Here is a 21,953-nt window from a genome sequence, read left to right on the forward strand (position 1 = left end):
AAGCGAGGCCGAGATGACCCGACGTCCCGGTGGCACCGATGAGTTCGCCCCCGCCGACGCCCCCGCGCAGGTACGGCCGGTGTGGGCCACCTTCCGCAGTCAGGTGGTCAGGGCGCCCGAGGCGACCGCGCTCATCATCGGCGGGGTCTCGCTGACGTACCGCGAGCTCGACCATGCCTCGGCCGGTCTCGCGCGACTGCTGTGGCAGCACGGGCTGCGACCGGGGCGGGTCGTCTGCGTCCGGACGCAGCAGAGCGCCCTGTCCGTGATCGCCATGCTCGCCGCACTGCGCACCGGTGCCACCTGGGCGGTCCTGGAGCCGGACCTGCCCGTCACGAGGTTCGAGGCACTGTGCCGGGACGTCGACTGCGCGGTGGTGCTGAGCGAGGGCGGCGACGCCGTGCCCGCCTCCGCGCTCTCGGCGATGCCCGCCCCACCGACGGTCCTGGACGCGGCGGACCTCCACCTGACACGGCTCGTCGAGGCGGGTCAGGAGCTGCATACCGACCCGTACCCACCGGTCCCAGAGCAGAGCCCCGCCTACGTCGCCTACACCTCGGGATCCACCGGTGTGCCCAAAGGCGTCATGGTCAGCCGGGGCCAGCTCGCGGCGTCCATCAGCTGCCGGGGGCCGGTGTACGGCACCGAGCGCTCCGTCTTCCTGATCGCGTTGCGGCTGTCCTTCGACGGGATTCTCGGCGGCATGTTCTGGTCGCTCACCGACGGTCACACGCTGGTGCTCCCCGACCCCCGACAGCTCGTGCAGGTGGCGGAGTTCACCCGGCTGGCCAGGGAACACGGTGTGACACACCTGTTCAACATCCCCTCCTACTACCGGGCGGTGCTCCAGGATCCCGGCGGTCTGCCCGACACACTGCGGATGGTGGTCGTGGGGGGCGAGGCCTGCACCCCCCAGCTGGTGGGCGCGCACCACGAGCGACTGCCGGGGATCCGGTTCGTCAACGAGTACGGGCCCACCGAGACGACCATCGCCTGCACGGTGGAGATCGATCCGGACCCGACCCGGGACCGTATCCCCATCGGGCGGCCCTGGCCGGGAACGCAGACCCTGGTACTGGACGAGCGGCTGCGTGAAGTCCCAGCCGGGGAGCGGGGCGAGCTCTACGTCGGTGGCTCCCTCGTGGCACATGGCTACGCGAATCAGCCGGCCCACACGGCCGAGCGATTCGTCGCGGACCCGTACGGGCGGCCGGGCGGGCGCCTCTACCGCACCGGGGACATCGCCAGCGTCGATGAGCGGGGCGCGCTGCACTACCACGGCAGATCGGACGACCAGGCCAAGATCCGCGGTACGAGGATCGAACTCGGCGAGATCGAAAGCGTGCTGGAGCGCCACGCGGGCGTGGAGCAGGCCGTGGTGCTCTGCGAACGTGCCGGGCAGGACGAGCCGCAGGTGATCGCCTTTGTCCTGCCGACGCCCGGCAGCGGGCCGCCGGACGCCTCGAAACTGCGCGAACACTGTCGAGGCCGACTGATGGAACAGGCCACACCGACCCTGTTCGTACCGGTCGACCACATGCCGCTCGACCGCAGCACCAAGGTGGACCGGGCCAGGCTCCGCACGTTGATCCCGACAGACCGGCAGGCGCCCGGGGGCACTACGGGCGGGGACTGGAGCGGGCACCGGCTCACTGTCGGCCGGATCTGGGCGGAGGTCCTCGGGCACTCCGGCTCGGCCCCGGACGACAACTTCTTCGCCGTAGGCGGGAGTTCACTCAAGGTCGTCGACCTGCACGACAGGCTGGACAAGCGATGGCCCGACGCGCTGCGGGTGGGCGAACTGTTCGACTACATCACCATCGCCACCCAGGCGCAGCTCATCGCCGACCGCCTGGGCGAGCGCGCGCAAGGCGACGAACACGCCCCACCGGCCACATACGAACTCTGACACGCGTGAACGGAGAGGTGAGGTGACATGAGCGGCACGGGCGTGACCCACGGCAGGCCGGCCGTCGCGGTGATCGGCATCGCCACGAGATTCCCGCAGGCGGATTCCCTCGCCGCCTTCCGGGCGAACCTGCGGGCAGGGAGGGACTCGGTGCGCCCGATCCCTCCGGAACGGATCCACAGCACCGGGCTCGATCCCCGGCAGGACTATCCGGAGCAGGGCTACCTCGACCGGATCGACCTCTTCGACCACCAGCGCTTCGGGATGTCCCGTCGCGAGGCGGAGGTGACCGACCCGCAGCACCGGCTGGCACTCCAACTTACCCAGGAAGCGCTGGAGAACGCCGGATACGCCCCGGCCGGGCTCCGGGACAGCCGAACAGCAGTGATCTTCAGTTCGCCGAACAACGGCTACGCACCGCTGGTGCGCGAGCAGGGCACGCTCAGCATGAACGGGAACATCCCCTGCGCCCTGCCGGCCAGGATCTCCCACGTCTTCGGTTTCACCGGCCCCTGCTACGGCGTGGACACCGGCTGCAACGGCTCACTCGTCGCCGTCCACCAGGCGTGCCGTGAACTCGGCGACGGCGACGCGGACCACGCCGTCGTGGGCGGCGTGAGCCTGCGCCACATCGTGCCGCCGGCGGGCACGATGACCGGCTTCCCCGGCATCCTCTCGACCACCGCCCGGTCCCGCGCGTTCGACCGTGCCGCGGACGGTGCGGGCTGGGGCGAGGGCGGTGCGGTGGTGGTCCTCACCACGCTGGAACGGGCGTTGGCGGAGGGTGCGTTCATCCACGCCGTGATCCGCGGCAGCGCCGTGGTGCACAACGGTCGGCACTCCGCGACCGTCAGCACACCGAGTGCCCGCTCCCAGGCCCAAGTCATCACCAAGGCGTGGGGCAACGCCTCGCTGGACCCGGCGACCGCCGGATACATCGAGACGCACGGTTCGGGCACCCGGCTCGGCGACGCGGTCGAGGCCGAGGGCCTGGCCCTCGCCCGTCCCGACGGCGACCGTACGGTGAAAGTGGGCTCGGTCAAGACCAACATCGGGCACCTGGACCACGCCGCGGGAATCGCCGGGCTGGTCAAGGCGGTACTCAGCGTGCACCACGGTGAGCTGTATCCCTCGCTGCACTTCGAGGAGCCCGCCGACGAGGTCGATCTCGAAGGCGCCCGCCTCGAGGTCGTCACCTCGCTGGAGCAGTGGGACGACGAGACACGCCGGGCGGGCGTGAGCTCGTTCAGCCTCGGCGGTGTCAACGCGCACTGCGTGGTGGAGCAACCCCCGGTGACCGCCCCGGCACGCCCCGCCGCCGGCACTCCGCAGCTGGTCGCGGTGTCCGCCCGTAGCCGGGCGGACCTGCTCTCCCAGTGCGAGAAGCTGTCGCTCGAACTGCGTCACACCGCTCACCCACTGGCCGACGTCGCGCGCACGCTGAACGAGGGCAGGGACCACGACGCCCACCGTGCGTCCGTGGTCGCCCGGGACACCTCCGAGCTCGCGGCACGCCTGGCCGCCGAGGTCACCTGGCGTCGGCTTGAGGCGGGAGAGGCGGGCGAGACGGCTGCCACCGACTCCATGGCCGCACCCCGGGTGGTCTTCCTGCTCTCCGCGGACGCCACTCCCGCCGAGCCACGCGATCAGCTGCCGGACGAGTTGCCCGTGCCGGACGACCGCGCCGCGATGGTCGGCGGACAGCTCGCGACGTACCAGAGACTGGTCCGGGCCGGCGTCTCGCCGGACGGGCTGATGAGTTCGGGGATCTCCCGCTACACCGCCCGGTATCTGCGGGGCGATCTCAGCGCCGAGGACACCGCCACTCTGCGGCGCGCACGCAGCGGGCAGGACCCCGCGGTGGCGGGCAACCCACTGCGGGTGGAGCAGCTTCACGCGGCGGCGGACGAGCAACTCTCGGACGGCCCCGTGGTGTTCGTGGAGCTGGCCTCCCGTGGCGAGATCAGCGACCGGCTGACGGTCCACCTCCACGACCGCGCGGACGCCCGCGTGTTCCGTCTACGGCCCGATGCCGCCGACGCCGCCGTCCTGGAGCTGCTGGGCAGGTTGTACGAGGAGGGCGTCGACCTGGACTGGTCGATGCTGCGGGCCGACCCGTCGGCGGGCCGGATTCCGCTGCCGGGACATCCGTTCACCGGCGTTCGCTGCTGGGCCCGGCCACTGGGTGAGGTGCTGTCCTTCGACGAAGCGCTCCATCGGCCCGCTGCCCCGGCTCACAGTCCGGCGCCCGTCCCGGCGCCCAGTCCGGCCCCCGTTCCGGCTACGGTGGCCGCACCCGCACCCGCACCCGCACCCGCACCCGCACCCGCACCCGCACCCGCACCTGCTGCCGAGGAACCCGTCCGCGCCCCCGGCGAGCAAGTGACCGAAGAATCCCGGACCGTACTGGACTGGCTGCGGGACACCCTCGTCGAGCTGCTGCACGCGGAGGAGATCCCGGCCGACGCGGACTACTTCTCCATCGGCGGCAACTCCGTCATCGCTCTCCAACTCCTGGAGCGCGTACGAGTGCGGCACGGGGTCCGGCTCAAGCTGGCGGACATCTACGACCACCCCGTCGTCAGCTCGCTCGCGAAGGCCATTCACGACCGGGCGCCGCACCCGCCCACTCCGGAACCGCCGAAGGCCGCCGTCGCGCCGACGGCCCCGGCCGTCCCCGAGGTGCCCGACGCCGAGTTGCCGCCGATCGTCCCGGGCGGCGAGCCGGTGCTGTCGTACGGGCAGGAGCGCATGTGGTTCCACCACCAGCTCGACCCGACGACCACGCTCTACAACCTCCCCGGCGCCTCCCGCTACCGCGGTCCCCTGGACGTCGAACGGTTCAGGCTCGCCTGGGAGGACCTGGCGCGGCGCCACGAGGTGCTGCGGTCCAACTTCGTCGAGGCCGACGGCAGGCCCGAGCTGGTGATCAGGCCCGAACTGGGCGACTTCTTCACGTACTTGGATGTCTCGGGCGAGGACGACCCGGACACCGCGGCGGGTGCGGTCATCACCGCCGCCACGCGCTGGGTCTTCGACATCGCCGACGAACCGCTCGTACGCGTCACCCTCGTGCGGCTCGGCGATGACGACCACATCGTCTGCTGGTGCATGCACCATGCGGTGAACGACGGCTGGGCTCCGCAGATCCAGATGCGGGACCTGCTGGAGTTCTACACGGCCCGCCTGGAGAACCGAGCCCCCGACATCGAGCCGCTGCCGGTGCAGTACGCGGACTACGCGCGTTGGCAGCGCAAGCTGATGGCCGACTCCCGCCTCGACGGTGAACTGAGCTACTGGCGCGAACGGCTGAGCGACCCGCCCGCGCTGGAGCTGCCCACCGACCGGCCGCGTCCCGGCCGGATGGACTTCGCGGGTGCGACCCACGGGTTCACCATCCCGGGCGCACTGGTGCAGCGGCTGCGCGAGGTGGGCGCCCAGGAGACGGCCACCCTGTTCATGGTGCTGCTCACCGCGCTGAAAGTGCTGCTCGCACGCTGGTCGGGCCAGCGGGACATCGTCGTCGGCACCTCGACCATCGGTCGCAGCCGGCCCGAACTGTGGAACCTGCTCGGCTTCTTCAACAACACCATCGCGCTGCGCTCGGACCTGTCGGGCGACCCGACCTTCCGCGAGCTGCTGCGCCAGGTGCGCGGGGTGGTGCTCGGCGCCCTCGACCACCAGGAGATCCCGTTCGACAAGGTCGTGCGCGAGGTCGAGATCGACCGTGATCCGAGTCGTAACCCGCTCTTCGACGTGATGTACGTGCACCAGACGCTGCCACCGGCCGCCGCCTTCGGCGAGGTCGTCACCGGACCGGCGCACGACCCGGAGGTCATCCCGCATTTCCCCGGGCTGCCCCCCGGCACCGCCAAGTTCGACCTCTCGATGGTCGTCGGCGAGCTGGCGGACCAGGACGAGATCGTGATCATGATGGAGTACGCGACGCAGCTCTTCGACGCCGACACGATCGCCGCCATGTCCGAGGCGTTCATGGAGCTGCTGCACGCCGTCGGGGACAACGAGGACACGAGCTACAGCGACCTCCCCGGCGGTCCTCCCTCGGCGACCGGACCGGTCGCGGACCGAGCTGAGACGCCGCCTGCGCCGGTGGTCCCGGTCGCCAGCCCCGTCGTCAGCTGCCTCGAACTGCGCGGCGAGGTGCGGCTCCCCGCGCTGCGCGCGGCGCTGGAGGAACTGGCGGAGCGGCACGAGGTGTTGCGTGCCAGGACGGTCGAAGCCGTGGGGCACGGCTCGTTGCTCGGCGACGGCTTCCTCACCACCGCGGATGTCTCCGGCGAGAGTGAGCCCCTCTTCGCGGCGAGGGAGATCGCGCAGGCCGAGGCCGCACTCGTCCTCGATCCGGCATCGGGTCGCCGGCTCCACGCACTCCTCGCGACGACGGGCCCGGCCCGGCACGTCCTGCTGGTGACCACCCATCGGCAGGCTTACGACGGTGGGCAGCCGGAGGTGTTCTTCCGGGACCTGCTCGCTTTGTACGGCGCCCGCCTGGACGGACGCCGGGCCGAGCTGCCCGAGCTTCCCGCGCTGTCCGGCGAGCACACCGAGCCCGGGACAGGCCCCCAGAGGGAGGACCAACTCGCCTACTGGAGAAGGACACTGGCGGGACTGGCCGACGGCGCGCCGCCGCTGGACCGGGCCCGGCCTGCGCACGGCACCCGCGCCACCGCCACCGTCGGGTCCCGGATTCCCGACGACCTCGCCCAGGCGGTGGGGCGTTCCGGGACCAGGGAGAGCGTGCTGGCGGTCCTCACCGCCCTGCTCGCCCTGCACACGGAGGCGGACGAGGCGCTCATCGGGCTGACCGGCACGGCGCTTCCCCTCTCGGCGGCCCGCACTCGGGTGGGGGCCTTCGCGCGGAGCCTGCCGCTGCGTCTGGACGTGGCCGACGACCCGTCCTTCGAGCAGCTCACCGACCGGGTGCGGAGCGCCGTCACCGGCGCGGAACAGCACCGGGATGTGCCGCTCGCTGACATCGTGCGCGCGGCCGGGCTGCCCGACGAGCCCGGCAGGGCACCGCTGTTCGACGTGGCGTACTCCTACCAAGCGCTGCCGGCGACACCCGGCTCGGCGGGAGGGGTGGAAGCGGCCCCCGTGCGGTGGCCCGACACGGACGCGGGACGGCTCACGCTGCCACCCGGCCGCAGCGAGGTGGACCTGTCCTGGTCGGTCGTCGAAGGGCCGGGGCGGGACGAGGTGTCCATCTCGTTGGACTACCGCACCGAGCTCTTCGACCGGTCGAGTGCCCGGGCCCTCGTCGAAGGAGTGATCGCGATGCTGCGTGCGGCCACCCGCGCCCCCGGTGCACCCCTGTCCAGCCTGTGGCCCATCCGCACGACGGCCGGCGCATGCACACCTGCGGAGCCGGCCACGGCACGGCCCGCACACACCGACTGACGCGGCTCGGCCGACGAAGGAGACCTGCAACAGTGGGCGATCAGAAAGACGTTCAGCAGACCGAGCAGACCGAGCACGCTGCGCAAGCCGAGCACGCCGCGCGGACCGTTCCGGCCGGGTCCCTGGTGGGCATCGTCGGCGCGGGCACGATGGGGATCGGTGTGGCGCAGTGCTTCGCCGAGGCCGGCCACCCCGTGGTCGTCGTCGACAACGATCCCGGGGCGCTGGCCTCGGGGCCGGCTCGGCTCCGCGCCGGGATCAGGACGGCCACGCTGCTGCGCCGGAGGTCCCGGCAGGCGCAGGCGGGCGCGACCGCATCCCGCACCGAGTCCCTCGTGACCTGGTCCGCGGAGCTCGCCGACATGGCGGCCGCCCTTCTGGTGGTGGAGTGCGCCCGGGAGGACGAGGACATCAAGGAGGGGATCCTCCGCCAGCTGGACCGGATCTGCGGGGCCGAGGCGATCTTCGCGTCCAACACCTCGTGCATTCCGGTCAGTCGCCTCGGGTCCTTCACCGCCCGCCCCGACCGGGTCATCGGCACCCACTTCATGAACCCGGCGCCGCTCAAGGACGCCGTCGAGGTGATCTGTGCGCCGGAGACCAGCGGTCTCACCCTGGAGCGGACGAAGACATTCCTCGACCGCGCCGGAAAGCACGCCCTCGTGGTGCGTGACGCCCCCGGCTTCGTCACCAACCGGGTGCTGATGCTGACGCTCAACGAGGCGGCCGCCGTGCTGGGCGAGGGAACCGCCGACGCCGAGACCGTGGACCGCATCTTCCAGGACTGCTTCGGTCACCCCATGGGGCCGTTGCGCACGGCCGACCTCATCGGTCTCGACACCATCGCCGACTCACTGGAGGTGCTGCGCCGGCATACCGGCGAGGACCGCTTCCGGCCCTGCCCCCTGCTGGCCCGTCTCGTCGCCGAAGGCAACGTGGGACGCAAGTCGGGCAGTGGCTTCTACCAGTACTCGCCACAGCAGCTCGTCGCGCGGGGAGGAACCGACCGTGGCTGACCGCCAGGGCGCGCCCAGCAGCCACGTCGCCCAGCTCGTGGAGATCCGCGGCGATCTGGACCTCACCACGCTGAGCAAGGCGGTCGCCCAGGTCGTGGCCGAGACCACCGCAGGGCGGGCGCGCTTCGCCGACGAGGGACCGGACGGACCGTCCGTCCCGGAGGTCTCGGACAGATCGCCGCTGTCCGTGGTGGACCTGAGCACGGAGGCGGAACCGCAGGGCGCGGCGGACGCGTGGACACGCGCGGCACTGGAGCGGGGAGCAGAGCCCGCCCGGGGCGGCGAGGAGCCCGGGCAGCACTGGTCCACCCAGGCGTTGCTGCGGCTCGGCCCGGACCGCCACCACTGGTTCCACCAACACCACCGGGCCGTTGTCGACCGCTTCGGCTGTGCGCTGATCACCCGTCGGGTCTCCGAGGTGTACACGGCGCTCGCCGAGGGCCGCTCGACCGCTGACGGCGCCCTGGCCACCCGGGCCCAGTCGGCCTCCGCAGCGCCCGGGTACCCCGGATCTCCCGCGCAGCAGGCGGACCGCGACCACTGGCGTCGGCGGTTCGCCGACCTCCCCGAGCCGGTGACCTTCGCGTCCGCTCCCGCCCGGGACGCCGACGTGCTGCGAGCACCGGTCAACTCACACCCGGTGACGCTCGGCACCACCGACACCGAACGCGTCCGTGCCACCGCCCGCTACGGCGGTGTGCCGGCCCGGGCGGTGCTGTGCGCCGCCGTGGCGGCCTACGCCCACCGGCTGAGCGGCGCCACGGACGTGGTGATCGGCATGCCGGTGGACGGTCGGCCGAGCCGTGTGAGCAGGCGTGTTCCGGATACGAGCGAGTACATCGTGCCGCTCCGGCTGACGGTACGGTCCGCCGCCACCTTCGCCGAGCTCGTACAGGACGCCGCCCGGGAATCGCGCGAGGCGGTCAGGCACCAGCGGCTGGGCCACCGGGAGTTGTGTCGCGAGGCCGGGGCACAGGACGATCGGCCCCGGCTGTTCGGGCCGATCGCCGACATCCGCACCCCCGGGACTCTCGTGCGGTTCGGTGAACTGTCCGCGGTGGTCCACGACCTGGTGCCCGACCCGGTCCACGACATATGCGTCGTACTCGACGACGACCCCGTGGACCAACGTCTGCGGGTCGTCTTCAGTGGTGCGGCGGATCGCTATTCCGCCGCCGAACTCGACGCGCACGCCAGGCGTTTCGGGCGTCTGCTGTCACTGGCCGTGGCCGACCCGGGGCACCCGCTGGGCACCTTCGACCTGCCGGCGGCGGACGCGTGGGCGGCCGTTCACTCCCGGACGAGCGGCACGGCCTCCGGAGCACCCCGCGAAACGCTCACCGACCTGCTGGAGAGCGCCGCCCGGAGCCACTCCGACGCGGTCGCCGTCATCGGCGCCGACGACCATCTCACCTACGCGGAACTCCACGAGCGTGCCAACCGGCTGGCCCGGCTCCTGCTCGACCGGGGTGCCGGGCCGGAGTCCGTCGTCGGTCTGCTGCTCCCACGGTGCGCCGGGACACTCGTGGCGATGCTCGCGGTGCTCAAGACCGGCGCCGCGTACCTGCCGCTCGACCCCGGATACCCGGCCGAGCGGCTCCGCTTCATGGTCGAGGACGCGGAACCCGTCTGTGTGCTGACCGACGCTGCCACCGACTCGTACGTCGCCGACGTCGCGAGCCGGTCGACCACGACCATCCGGCTCGACGACCCCGCGATCGTAGGGGAGTTGGAGCACCTCTCACCCACGGCACCGTCCGACGCCGAACGCCCCGAGCCGCTGCGGCCCTCGCACCCCGCGTACGTCATCTACACCTCGGGCTCCACCGGCACGCCCAAGGGGGTCGTGGTGCCGCACCGCGGTGCGGTCGCGCTGGTGGACTGGGCGGCCGCCGAGTTCGACGCCGAGTCGTTGGCACACGTGCTGGCGGCGAGCTCCTTCAGCTTCGACGTGTCGGTGGCCGAGATCTTCCCGGCGCTGGCGGGCGGCGGCAGCGTCGAGGTGGTCGACAGTCTCCTGTCGCTGCTCGACGGCGACCCGCCACGCTGGTCGGGCGGTCTGCTGTGCGCCATCCCTTCAGTGTTCTCCAAACTGGTGGGGACCGGCGGTCTCGAGGTGTCGGCCAAGACGCTCGCGATGACCGGTGAGGCACTCCCCGCGACCTTCGCCGCGCGGATCCGGGAGATCATGCCCGGCACCCGGGTGCTCAACATGTACGGGCCCACCGAAGCCACCGTCTTCGCCACCGCGGCCATCGTCCATGCCACCCGCTCGGCGGGCGACGGTCCTGTGCCGGAGGGCGCACCGCCCATCGGACGGCCGCTGGGCCACGTACGCGCCTACGTGCTCGACAGCTCACTGCGCCCGGTGGAGGCCGACCGCCAGGGCGAGTTGTACCTGGCGGGAGACGGCCTTGCCCGGGGATATCTGCGTCGGCCCGGGCTGACCGCGGAGCGTTTCGTCGCCGACCCCTTCGGCCTGCCCGGCGAGCGGATGTACCGGACCGGTGATCTGGCCCGCCGGCGCCCCGACGGGCAACTCGACTTCCTCGGCCGCGCCGATGCCCAGGTCAAGGTCAACGGCTTCCGCATCGAACTCGGCGAGGTGGAGGCGGTGATCGCCCGGCACCCCGCTGTCACCGAGGTCATGGCCTGTGTCCGGAAGGGGACGAGTGGCGACCCCCGGCTCGTGGCCTACCTGGTGCCCGCGGTGGGCGCCCGCATCCCCGGCCGTCACGCGCTGCGGGACTGGGCGGCCGAGCGGCTGCCGGCGCATCTGGTCCCGGCCGACCTGAAGGCCGCCTCCGCGCTGCCGCGTACGGGCAGCGGCAAGCTCGACCGCGAGAAGCCGCCGACGGGCGTACGGCCGCTGGAGGCCGGCCCGTCGACCGCCGGCGAAGCGCGGGAGGAGTACGCGGCGGGGGAGCAGCACGTGGCGCGGGTGTTCCGCGAGGTGCTCCGGCTCCCCGAAGTCGCCACGGACGCAAGCTTCTTCGACCTCGGCGGCGACAGCATGATGTCGATCCAGCTGCTGAGCCGACTGCGTCGGGTGGGTCTTGTCCTCACACCGCAGGACATCCTCGAGCACAAGACGGTCAGAGCGCTGGCCCGGGTCGCGCGCGGGAGCACCACCACCGAAGTGGCGCCCGAGGAGGGTTCCGAGGAACCGCCGGCCCCAAGGGGCACCCAGGAGGCACCCGAGAGCAACACCGGAGTCCTGTTGCCGCTGCGGGAGTCGGGCGACAAGGCGCCGCTGTTCTGCGTGCACGCGGCGGCGGGCTTCTCCTGGGGCTACGCGGGACTCACCTCGCCGCTCGGCGCCGAGCGGCCGGTGTACGGCCTGCAGGCCCGGGGCCTGGACGGCGGCCATGTTCTTCCGGCGTCCATGCGGGAGATGGCGGCGGACTACGTCGACCATGTCAGGTCCGTCCAGCCCACGGGCCCCTACCACCTCCTCGGCTGGTCCTTCGGGGGAGTGGTCGCCCACGAGATGGCGGTGCAACTGGAGGAGAGCGGCGAGTCGGTGGAGACGCTGGCGATCCTGGATGCCCACCCCACGGGCCCGGGCGTCGCCGATGCCGACGCCGTGGCCTCGGCCGAGGCGGGGTCGGTCGCCGGCCGGGATGTCCTCGGGCTGCTCCTGGAATTCTTCGGCTACGACCCCTCCCTGTGGGCGGGCGAGTCGCTGACGTATCCGCGGTTCGTGGAGATCACCCGTGCGCAGGACGGAGCGCTGGCCGTGTTCGACGAGCAGCAGATCGCCGTGCTGGCCCGGATCATCACCAACAACGCGCGGCTCACCGTCCTGCACGAGCCTCGCCCGTTCGGCGGGAACACCGTGATGTTCACCTCGCACGAGCACTCGTCCGAGACCACGCTCGACCTCTGGCGCCCGCTGATCAAGGGGTCGCTCGAGGTCCTGCCGGTCGACTGCACGCACATGGAGATGGGACGCCCCGCCGCGCTCGGCCACGTCGGCCGCGTCCTCGTCGAACGGTGGGCCGGAAAGGCACCACAGGAGGGGCCGGTGAACACTCCGTGAGGAACGAGCCGGAGCAGGTGCACTCGGCGGATCAGCCGTCGATGCCGCTCACCACGATGCAGCAGGGGATCTGGATGGCGCAGCAGCTGGCGCCTCCGGTCCGGTACCAACTGGCGAGTGCGTTCGAGATTGCCGGAGATCTCGACCCGGAGCTGTACGAGGCGGCCTTCCGGTTCGCCGTGACGGAGACCGAGCCGTTCAGGTCCCGGTTCACCGTCACGGCCTCCGGGGAGCCGAGGCAGTGGGTCGGCCCCCTCCCCACCTGGCACATACCGGTCGTCGACCTCCAGCGGGAACCCGCACCGATGGCCGCCGCGCTGGACTGGATGCGGGCGGACATCCCCCGCCGGCTCGACCTGGAGAACGGCCCGGCCTTCAGGACCGCGTTCCTGCGCCTCTCCGAGGACCGGATCTGCTGGTACCTCCTCGTCCACCACCTGGTGGTGGACGGTTTCGGCCTGGCGCTGTTCGCCCGACGGCTCGGCGAGATCTACGCGGCGTTGGAGCGCGGCGAGTCCCCGCGGCCCGGCCACCAGGTGCCGTTGGACACCCTGCTCGACGCCGAGCGGGCCTACCGCTCCACGCCCGACTTCGAAGCCGACCGCGAGTTCTGGACGGCGAAGATGGCCGGTTGGCCGGGAGCCGTCCGGCCGGGTATGTCCCGGCCCGCCGCACCTGGCCCGGACACACCCGGCCGGACGGGCATCGGCCGGACGGGCGGGGCCCCGGTGCGCTGTGCGTCGCGGATACCCGAGGACCGGGTGGCCGCCCTCCGCGCCCGCGCCCGCGAACTCGACGTCCCCTGGACGGTGGTGGCGACCGCCTCCGCGGTCCTGCTGGACCATGTCCACAGCGGCGGGGGCGATGAGGTCGTCGTGGGGTTCCCGGTCGCGGGCCGCACCTCGAAGACGGCGGGCGCCGTGGCCGGTGCGGCGTCCAACGTGCTCCCGCTGCGGGTACCGGTCGACCTGCGCCGGCCGGCCGCCGAACTGATCCGGACCGTCGGCGAGGCGACCACCCTCGCCCTCGACCACCAGCGCTATCGGTACGAGGACCTCCGCCGTGACCTCGGCTTCACCGGGTCCGCGCACGCGCCGTACCAACTGACCGCGAACATCGTCCCCTTCAGCTTCGGCCGCAGTTTCGCCGGGCGGCCGATGACCCTCAGACAGCTCAACACCGGCGTGGTGGAGGACCTCTCCGTCATGATCAGGCCGGAACGCGGCCGGGCCGGCCTGATGCTGGAGGCGCACGCCGAGGCCGGGCGATACGAGCCCGAGGAGGTCGCCGCCGAGGCCGACCGCTGCGTACGCCTGCTCGACCAGCTGATCGACGAACCCCGACGCCCCGTCGGCGAGCTGGATCTGCTGGCACCGGAAGAGCGCAGGCTGCTCGTACCGGGTATCGGCACACCCGAACCCCCCTCGCCCCGTACGCTCCCCGAGCTGTTCGAACACTGGGCCGCACTGACTCCGCACGCCCCGGCGGTCGGCCACGGCGACCGGCAGCTCACCTATGCCGAGCTCAACGCGCGCGCCAATCGGCTGGCCAGGACGCTGATCCGGCGCGGCGCGGGACCCGAACGCACCGTCGCCGTCCTGCTCCCTCGCTCCGAGGACGTGGTAACCGCGATCCTGGCCGTGTCCAAGACCGGCGCGGCCTACCTCCCGCTCGACACGGGATGGCCGCCGGAGCACACGGAGCGGATCCTCGCCGACGCCCAGCCGGTGTGCGTTCTCTCCGAGACGGACCCGACGGGAGCTGCCGCGACCGAGTCGGCGACGAGCGACGCCGACTCGACGGACAGCGACGCCAACCTGACCGACGCGGACCGTACGGGCCCGCTGACGCCCGACCATGCCGCATACGTCATCTACACCTCGGGATCCACCGGCCGCCCCAAGGGCGTCGTGGTCCCGCACCGCGGTCCGGTGGCACTGCTGCAGGAGGGGGCCGCCGAGTTCGGCTTCGGCCCCGACGACACCTGGACGATGTTCCACTCCTGTGCCTTCGACTTCTCCGTGTGGGAGATGTGGGGCGCTCTCGCGCACGGCGGCCGACTGGTGGTCGTCCCCCGCGAGGTGAGCCGCTCTCCTGCCGCCTTTCTCGACCTGCTGGTGCGGGAGCGTGTGACGGTGCTCAATCAGACGCCCTCCGCCTTCCGGTCGCTGGATCAGGCCGACGCCGAAGAGCCGGAGCGGGGGCGGGAATTGGCTCTGCGCTGGGTCATCTTCTGTGGTGAGGCACTCTCCCCAGCCGTCGTGCGTTCCTGGTACGGACGGCACCAGGACTCCGCGCCCGTCCTGGTCAACATGTACGGCATCACCGAGACCGCGGTCCTGTCGACCCGGCTCGACCTGGACCGCGACCACGGCACGGCGCGGGCCGTCCCGATCGGCATGGCCATCGCCGGCACCCGGCTGTATGTGCTGGACTGCCGGCTGCGCCCGGTGCCGCCCGGGGTGGCCGGTGAGCTGTATGTCGCGGGTTCCGGTGTGGCCAGGGGCTATCTGCACCGTTCCGCGTTGACGGCGCAGCGCTTCGTGGCCGACCCCTTCGGCCCCGCCGGGTCCCGGCTGTACCGCTCGGGCGACCTTGTATGCGCCCGTCAGGACGGCTCGGTGGAGTACCTCGGCAGGGCGGACGACCAGGTCAAGATCCGCGGCTTCCGGATCGAACCGGCCGAGGTCGAGGCGGCGCTGCTGGCCGCCCCCGGCGTGGCGGGCGGGGCAGTGCTGGCGGCTTCCGGTGCTCCGCACGGTCCGGCCCGCACGAAGGCGGACGGCGGTCAGGGAGCTGACGGGGCCGCACGGTTGGTGGCCTACGTCGTCCCCACCCGCGAGGCGGCGGCGGACGATCCCGGACCGGCTCTTGCTCGGCTGCGGGAATGGCTTCGCACGCGGCTTCCGGCGCATCTCGTCCCGTCCCTGTTCGTCCCGCTCGACAGGCTGCCGCTCACCCCCAACGGGAAGCTGGACCGGGCGGCGCTCCCCGCCCCCCACGCCCGCGCGCACACACCGTCACGCGCCCCGGACACGCCGCTGGAAGCCGAACTGGCCGGGCTGTACGCCGACCTGCTCGCCGTGGAACAGGTGGGCGCCGACGACGACTTCTTCGACCTCGGGGGCGACAGCCTGCGGGCGACACGGCTGGTCACCATGGTGCGCCGAGCCGGCCTCGGCGCCCGGGCGGAGCTGGACGTCCGGGACGTCTTCGCCCACCCGACCGTCGCGGGGCTCGCCGCTCATCTGGGCGAGACGACTCATCCCGGCGACACCTCCTTGGTGCCGGAGGCCCCGCCCGTCCCTCGGCTCCCGTCGGCCGAGGACCGCGGTGCCGAGCCGGTCCCGCTCTCCTTCGGCCAACGGCGCTTCTGGTTCCTGCACAGGCTCGCCGGCCCCGACAGCACCTACAACGTTCCCCTGGTGCTGCGCGCGGACGGCGAGTTGGACCAGGAGGCGCTCCGTGCCGCCCTGGGCGACCTCACGGCCCGGCACGAAACCCTGCGTACCCTCGTCCAGCAGCGGGACGGCCAGGCGGTCCAGCACATCCTGCCGGTCACGGCCGCGCGCCCGGCACTCACGGTCGAACCCGTCGCCCCGGACCAGCTGCCGGAGGCGTTGAACGCCGCGGCCGGCCGCCCCTTCCGCCTGGAAAGCGAACTCCCCCTGCGTGCGGTCCTCTTCACCACCGAGACCTCACACGGGCAGACGTTGCTCCTGCTGCTCCACCACATCGCCTGCGACCGCGCCTCGCTGCCGCGGTTGCTGGACGACCTCGGCACCGCGTACCGGGCCCGTGTCAGCGGTGACGCCCCGGACTGGTCGCCGTTGCCCATCCAGTACGCCGACTTCACCCTGTGGCAGCGTGAACTGCTCGGCACGGACGACGAGCCCAGCGCCCTGCGATCCGGTCAACTCGCCTACTGGAACAAGACCTTGACCGGTCTGCCGGAACGCATCCCGCTACCCGCGGACCGTACGGAGCAGGCGCCGTCCGGGCGCCCGGTCCACAGCGCCGGCGACACGGTGGCTTTCACCGTCCCCGCAGACGTACATGGGCAGCTCCTGGAGCTGGCCGCGGACGAGCAGGCCAGCCTCTTCCTGGTGGCACACGCCGGACTGGCCGCGCTGCTCACCCGCCTCGGCGCGGGTACGGACATCCCGATCGGCACGGCGGTGTCCGACCGCGCGGACGCGGAACTCGACGGCCTCGTCGGCTTCTTCGTGAACACGCTCGTCCTGCGCACCGACACCTCGGGAGAGCCGACCTTCCGTGAGCTGCTCGGCCGGGTCACGGAAGCCGATCTGGGGGCCTTCGCCCACCAGGATGTGCCCTTCGACCTGGTCGTGGAGGCGCAGGCACCACGGCGGGCGGCGACCGGCCAGGCCGTGTTCGGCCGGGCCTTGTTCCAGGTGATGCTGGTTCTCACACCGTCCCTCCCCGAAAGGCTGGTGCTACCGGGCGTGTCCGCCACGGTGGACCTGGTCGGCAGAGGCTCCGCCGGGTTCGACCTCACCTTCGGCCTGTTCGAGCGCCGAGACGCCGACGGCACCTGCCACGGCCTCGACGGCGTCGTCGAGTACCGGACCGAGCTGTTCGACCGGACCACCGTCGAGTCCCTCTGCACCCGCTTCGCACGGCTGCTGCGTGTGGTCGCCGCCACCCCGGACATCCCGGTCCACGACATCGACCTGTAAGGCCCGAAGGAACCCTGACGGCTGCTCACCCGGGGAAGGGCGGTCCGACGGCCTCGGCGCACAGGAGGAATGCGAACCGAGGCCGTCGGCAGGGGAGTTGGCTCGTCAGGCTTTGCCCTGAAGACGCCAGATCTGGTTCTTCTTGGTGCCGAGGGCACTGGCGGGGTCGCAGGTCCACTGGTGGACCAGGGCCCGGGGCTGGGTGGAGACGTTGGAGACGTCGACGCACTTGCCGCTGTGTACGGCGACCAGCTGGTAGTCGTGGCTGTTGCCGAGCGCGGAGACGGGATTGAGGGTGAACATCTGGTTGGTCTGGCCGTTGCAGGTGTACTGGGTGACGGCGGCGCCGTCGGCGGAGGAGACGCCGGCTATGTCCAGGCACTTGCCGCTGTGCTGGTTGACGACGGTGTACGTGTTCGCCCGGCCGGCGACCGGCTTGAGGTCGAGCATCTGCTGGTAGCCGCCCTCGCAGTCGTACTGCTGGTACTGCGTGCCGTTGGCGGTGCTGAGGTCGGTGTCGTCCAGGCACTGACCGCTGTTCTGGCTGACGGCCACCGTGGACACGGCGGTGTTGGACGGCGGCAACAGGGTGACGGTGTAGCCGTCATTGGCGTTGGACCAGGGGAGGGCCAGCGAGGCGGCGTTGCCGTTGACCGCCAGGGTGGTGTCGGAGATCGTCTCGGGCCCGGTCACCGCGGTCCCGTTGTTGTGGGGGACACGCTGGACTACTGCACGGACCCTGCCGCTCTCCACCACCGACGTCGTGTTCAGGCCGGTGAGGTTGACGGTGACCGTGCCGGTGTTGCCGTTGCTGCCGAGGAGGACCTTGGCGTTCTTGGCGGCGTTGTCCTTGGTGGCCAGGCCGTCGGTGCCGGTGCCGGGGATCAGGTTGACGATGTTTCCGCTCTGGGAGCCGTAGTAGCGGTATATGAACCACTCACCGAGCGGCAGGTACCTGCCGGCGCTGTTCTTCGTGATCAGGTTGGCCGCGTAGTCATGGAGGTTCGTGCCCGAGGCCCAGTTGGCGCGCAGGCCGTCGGCACCGGCCCGCTCCAGACGGCCGATGTACCAGGCGCCGCCGCCGGGGGTCTGCTCGGACGGGGCACCGTATTCGTTGATCTGGTACGGCCGGGAGTTGGTCAACCCCGCTGCGGCGAGCGTCGAGTTGGCTCGTCCGACGTCGGTGACCGGGTCGCCCGGCAGATCGTGCCAGCTCCAGATGTCCGGAGCCACGTTGTCGCTCTTGGCGTGGCTGAGGAACGTCGTCCACCAGGCGTTGGAGGCGTTCGGCCGGCTCGCGAGACTGGGCCCGACGATGAGCTGGTTCGGGAACGCGGCCCGCACACGGGCGTGGAAGCGTGACCACATCTGCAGGTACTGGGTCCGTGAGGCGCCCCAGAAGTTGATGCCGTCGGGCTCGTTCCACAGGTCCCACTGGACGGTCATGTTGTTGGCGCGTACGTCGCCGATGAGCTGGGTGACGAAGTTGTCGAACTGTGTCCAGTCACCGTTGTCGCCCGGCCAGCCCTGGCTGGTGGTGCCGTCGGCGCCCCACAGGTCGTGGGGGAGCAGGACGAAGGTGCCGCCGAGGGCGACGGTGCGCTTGTACTGGGCCAGGGTGGTGTTCCAGCGGGTCTGGTAGGCGGCGAGGCTGGTGGCGTAGCCGCCGTTGTTGAGCTGCGCGCCACCGGCTCTCATGTAGTGCCACTTGATGTCCCTGAAGAAGTGGTCCTGGGGCAGCGAGCCGTTCGGGGACATCCCGTAGATGATTCCGGAGGCGCGGTAGCCGGGGGCGCCACCGGCGGTTGCGAAGTCCACCGTGACGCTCGTGTCGGCGGCATGGGACGTGGTGGCCGGCAGCAGACTCGCCGTCAGGGCTGTCAACAGGACGGCGGTTCTGGACGACAGGCGTGCTGTACGCAGGTTCATGAGCGGCTCTCCCTGATGTCGGGGCTACTTCTGCGCGAGCGGGGTGACGGCGATCCGGTCGATGACCGGGGCGTACGGGGAGCGCTGGTCGTACTGGTTGTAGGTGTCACCGTTGAAGTCCGGCAGCTCCTGCGCGGTGAAGGTGAGCCGGTTCGTGCCCTTCTTGAGAGTGACGGGGACGGTCAGCTCCCAGAAGTTGTTGAAGTTGAAGGTGGTCGGGAACAGCACCCGGCGAGCCGGTCCGCCGTTCACGGAGAGGTCGGCGTGGCGGGCGATCGGGTCGGGGTTGTAGTGGGTGGCCGGGGCCTGTTCGGCGTTGGAGTAGCGGATGGTCACCGCGTGCCGCCCGGGCCGAGCGGCGATGACGTCGAAGGCGAGGGCGTTGTCCTTGCCGTCACCGATGTCGGTGACCGCCTTGCCGCCGGACGCGAAGATGTAGGCGTCGGTCACCTTGGCGGCGCCGCTCAGATGGCCGTCCTCCGCCTGGTAGACCGTCGGCACCAGGGCGCCGTGGGACGGAGTCACCCGCAGCCGGTCGAGGGCCAGTTCGCCCGAGGCTCCGGTGACGGTGATCTTGTTGATGCCGCCGGACAGGAACACCCGGACGCCGTCCTGGCCCTTCTTGCCGCCTCCGACCGCGGGTACGTCGAGCTTCTCGCCGTTGAGGGAGAGGCCCGCCCGTCCGCCGCCCAAGTGGTCGACGGAGACGGTCGATTCGCCGTCGGTGCGGGCGTGGACCCAGAAGGTCGCGGAGTCGCCCTTGCCCAGGGGCACCGTGCCGGGGCCCGAGGTACCGGCGTCCGTGTAGCGCGGCCGGGTTCCCGTGAGGGTGGCGTACTCGGCCTCGTAGATCGCGGGTGCGGTCACGTGCTCATCGCGCAGGGCGAGGTCGATCTTGTCGATGATGGCGTCGCCCTTGGTGACACCCAGGTCCGGGTCCTTCGCGGCGAGCGTGATGCGGTGCTTGCCGGCCGTGAGCTTCACCGTGGTGTCGGTGTGGCCCCAGACCACCCACTTGTAGCCGAGCGGCAGCCGCAGTTCCTGCGGGTCCTTGCCGTCGACGCGCAGGAAGACGTTGGTTGGTCCCTGCTCCTTCACCAGGTCGTACAGGTTGAAGGAGTTGGCGAACACACTCAGGTCGTACGTCCCGTCCTGCGGGACCTCGACGTCGAAGGCGAGGACGCCGTCGGAACCGGTGCGCAGGCCGCCGACGTTGTAGGTGCCCGACGTCGCGAACTTCCCGACCTGGGAGGGCGATCCTTCGGGGCCGTTCTTGGAGTAGCCGCCGCCGGTGTAGGTGGCGTTCTCCGCCTCGTACGTCTTGCGCCAGCCGACGGAGGGTTCGGCCGGTGTGCCGCCGTTCCCGCCGGGGGCGAGGATGACCTGGTAGGCGGACATCTCGTTCATGCCGGTCATCGGCAGCGTCACGGTGCCGTCCGCCCCGACCGCGAGTTTCCGGTCGGCCAGGCGCAGTGGCTGGGGCGAGTCGCCGACCTGTCCGGTCCAGGGGATCTCCTGCACGGTGGCGTGCACGGTCGTACCGAACAGCTCGGAGTCGATGTTCTTGAAGACGACGTCCGCGTCACCGCTCTTGCCGCCGAAGATCGCCCGGGACTGCTTCTTGTCCTCGTCGAGGGTGGCCACGCCCTGGAGGGTGTACTGCTGGTTGGGGTGCGGGGCGGTCACCTGGACGGTGTGCCCGGACATCTGGCCGTAGGCGTTGAACAGCCACCACTGGCCGTTGCCCTTGTTGGCCTCCACGGCCGAGTCGTTGAGATTGCCGTCGATGTTCCAGTACGCCAGATCGGCGTCGATCTTGGACTCCTCGATGGCGGAGACCCACTGCACGACCTGGCCGGGCACGGAGAGGTGGTAGTTGTGGCCGTACTCGTTGACGTTGATCGGCAGCGGGTCGATCCCGACGTCCTTCTCCATCTGCCGGTACTTCGCCACGTTCGTGCGGACCGCGGCGGGGCTGGACAGCTCGTGCCAGGTCATCACGTCCGGGACGACGTCGTTGGCCTTGGCGTACTGCAGGAAGCCCTTGACCTGGTCGTAGAGCACGCTGGTGTTGGGGCCGGCGATGCGGGCGTCCGGGTCCAGGCTCTTGATCAGGTGGTAGACCTCCTTCCACGCGGCGAGGAAGTACTGCGGGTCGTTCAGCCAGGAGATCTTGTTGTAGCTCCACTCGCCCGTGCCGAACATGTTCCCCTCGGGCTCGTTGAAGGGGACGTAGACGACGTTGTCCTGGTAGTCGCCCATGGTCAGCACCTGCTGGACCTGTTTCCTGATCTTCTCCTTGAAGTCGGCCAGCCGCGCCGGACCGTCCGCGCCCGGCCACTGGTACGGGAAGCCGCGGTAGATGTCGGTCATGTAGAGGTAGACGTCCTTGCCGCCGGAGTCCACGAAGGGCGGCAGCATCTCCAGGGCGTCCGCGCCCGGATGCTGCGGACCGTCCTGGGCCTTCGTCGACACCGTGCGGACGTGCATGCCTTCGAGGACGTTGCGGCTGGGCACACCGTCGCCGTAGACGCCGTACAGCGAGCCGGAGGCGCCGCCGTGGAAGGCGCCGGTGTCGGTGGCGAGGTCGATGGTCAGTTGCTCGGGTTCCGCCGCGCCGGCCGTGCCGGCGGTGGGTACGGCCAGGAGGGCGGCGAGGGCTGTGACGGCGGTGGCGCCGGCGCCCGCTCTCTTTCTGCTGGGTGTGCGTCGCACTGAGGTCTCCAGTGAGGTGGTCTGTCCCGTGAGTCGTGAGTCGAACCGGTTCGATGCAGATAGAGGTGTGCGGACCCAGAATTTCTGGGCCCGATGCCGGGGGGAAGCTGGGGTTGGTGCGGCTCACTCGAACCGGTTCGCCGGAAGCTAGCACTCCCCGAAAAGAGCCAGCAATACTTCTGACATGGATTGAACGGCGGTTCCAGGAAGTCTGCGCAAGGTGT

General features: G+C 71.2%; 7 protein-coding genes. 5 read left to right on the forward strand and 2 right to left on the reverse strand.

Annotated elements, in window-relative coordinates; genetic code table 11:
- The first annotated feature begins 13 nt into the window (after positions 1 to 13).
- The 5 genes from BLU79_RS31080 to BLU79_RS31100 are packed head-to-tail and all read left to right on the forward strand — an operon-like array spanning position 14 to position 17,085.
- Positions 14 to 1,909, forward strand: a complete 1,896-nt coding sequence (locus tag BLU79_RS31080) for a non-ribosomal peptide synthetase (RefSeq protein ID WP_177001247.1) — start codon at positions 14 to 16, stop codon at positions 1,907 to 1,909.
- 27 nt (positions 1,910 to 1,936) lie between these two features.
- Positions 1,937 to 7,327, forward strand: a complete 5,391-nt coding sequence (locus BLU79_RS31085; protein ID WP_093909264.1) for a condensation domain-containing protein — start codon at positions 1,937 to 1,939, stop codon at positions 7,325 to 7,327.
- A gap of 32 nt (positions 7,328 to 7,359) precedes the next feature.
- Positions 7,360 to 8,343 carry a 3-hydroxyacyl-CoA dehydrogenase family protein gene (locus BLU79_RS31090; protein ID WP_256333517.1) on the forward strand — a complete coding sequence of 328 codons (984 nt, stop codon included), beginning with the start codon at positions 7,360 to 7,362 and terminating at the stop codon, positions 8,341 to 8,343.
- Positions 8,336 to 12,385 (forward strand): non-ribosomal peptide synthetase, encoded by a 4,050-nt coding sequence (locus BLU79_RS31095; protein WP_143052537.1) that lies wholly within the window; start codon positions 8,336 to 8,338, stop codon positions 12,383 to 12,385. The genes BLU79_RS31090 and BLU79_RS31095 overlap by 8 nt, the downstream gene beginning before the upstream one ends.
- Positions 12,382 to 17,085 (forward strand): non-ribosomal peptide synthetase, encoded by a 4,704-nt coding sequence (locus BLU79_RS31100; protein WP_093909266.1) that lies wholly within the window; start codon positions 12,382 to 12,384, stop codon positions 17,083 to 17,085. The genes BLU79_RS31095 and BLU79_RS31100 overlap by 4 nt, the downstream gene beginning before the upstream one ends.
- 105 nt (positions 17,086 to 17,190) lie before the next feature.
- Here BLU79_RS31100 and BLU79_RS31105 read toward each other — a convergent pair whose 3' ends face one another.
- Both BLU79_RS31105 and BLU79_RS31110 read right to left on the reverse strand, forming a co-directional pair.
- Entirely contained in the window at positions 17,191 to 19,014 is a 1,824-nt protein-coding gene (locus BLU79_RS31105; RefSeq protein WP_093909267.1) for an RICIN domain-containing protein, read from the reverse strand.
- A 24-nt stretch (positions 19,015 to 19,038) separates the two neighbouring features.
- On the reverse strand, positions 19,039 to 21,729 hold the full coding sequence (locus tag BLU79_RS31110; protein WP_093909268.1) for a carbohydrate-binding protein: 2,691 nt from the start codon (positions 21,727 to 21,729) through the stop codon (positions 19,039 to 19,041).
- Positions 21,730 to 21,953: the final 224 nt, after the last annotated feature.

Source organism: Streptomyces sp. cf386, assembly GCF_900103585.1.
Taxonomy (GTDB): Bacteria; Actinomycetota; Actinomycetes; order Streptomycetales; family Streptomycetaceae; genus Streptomyces.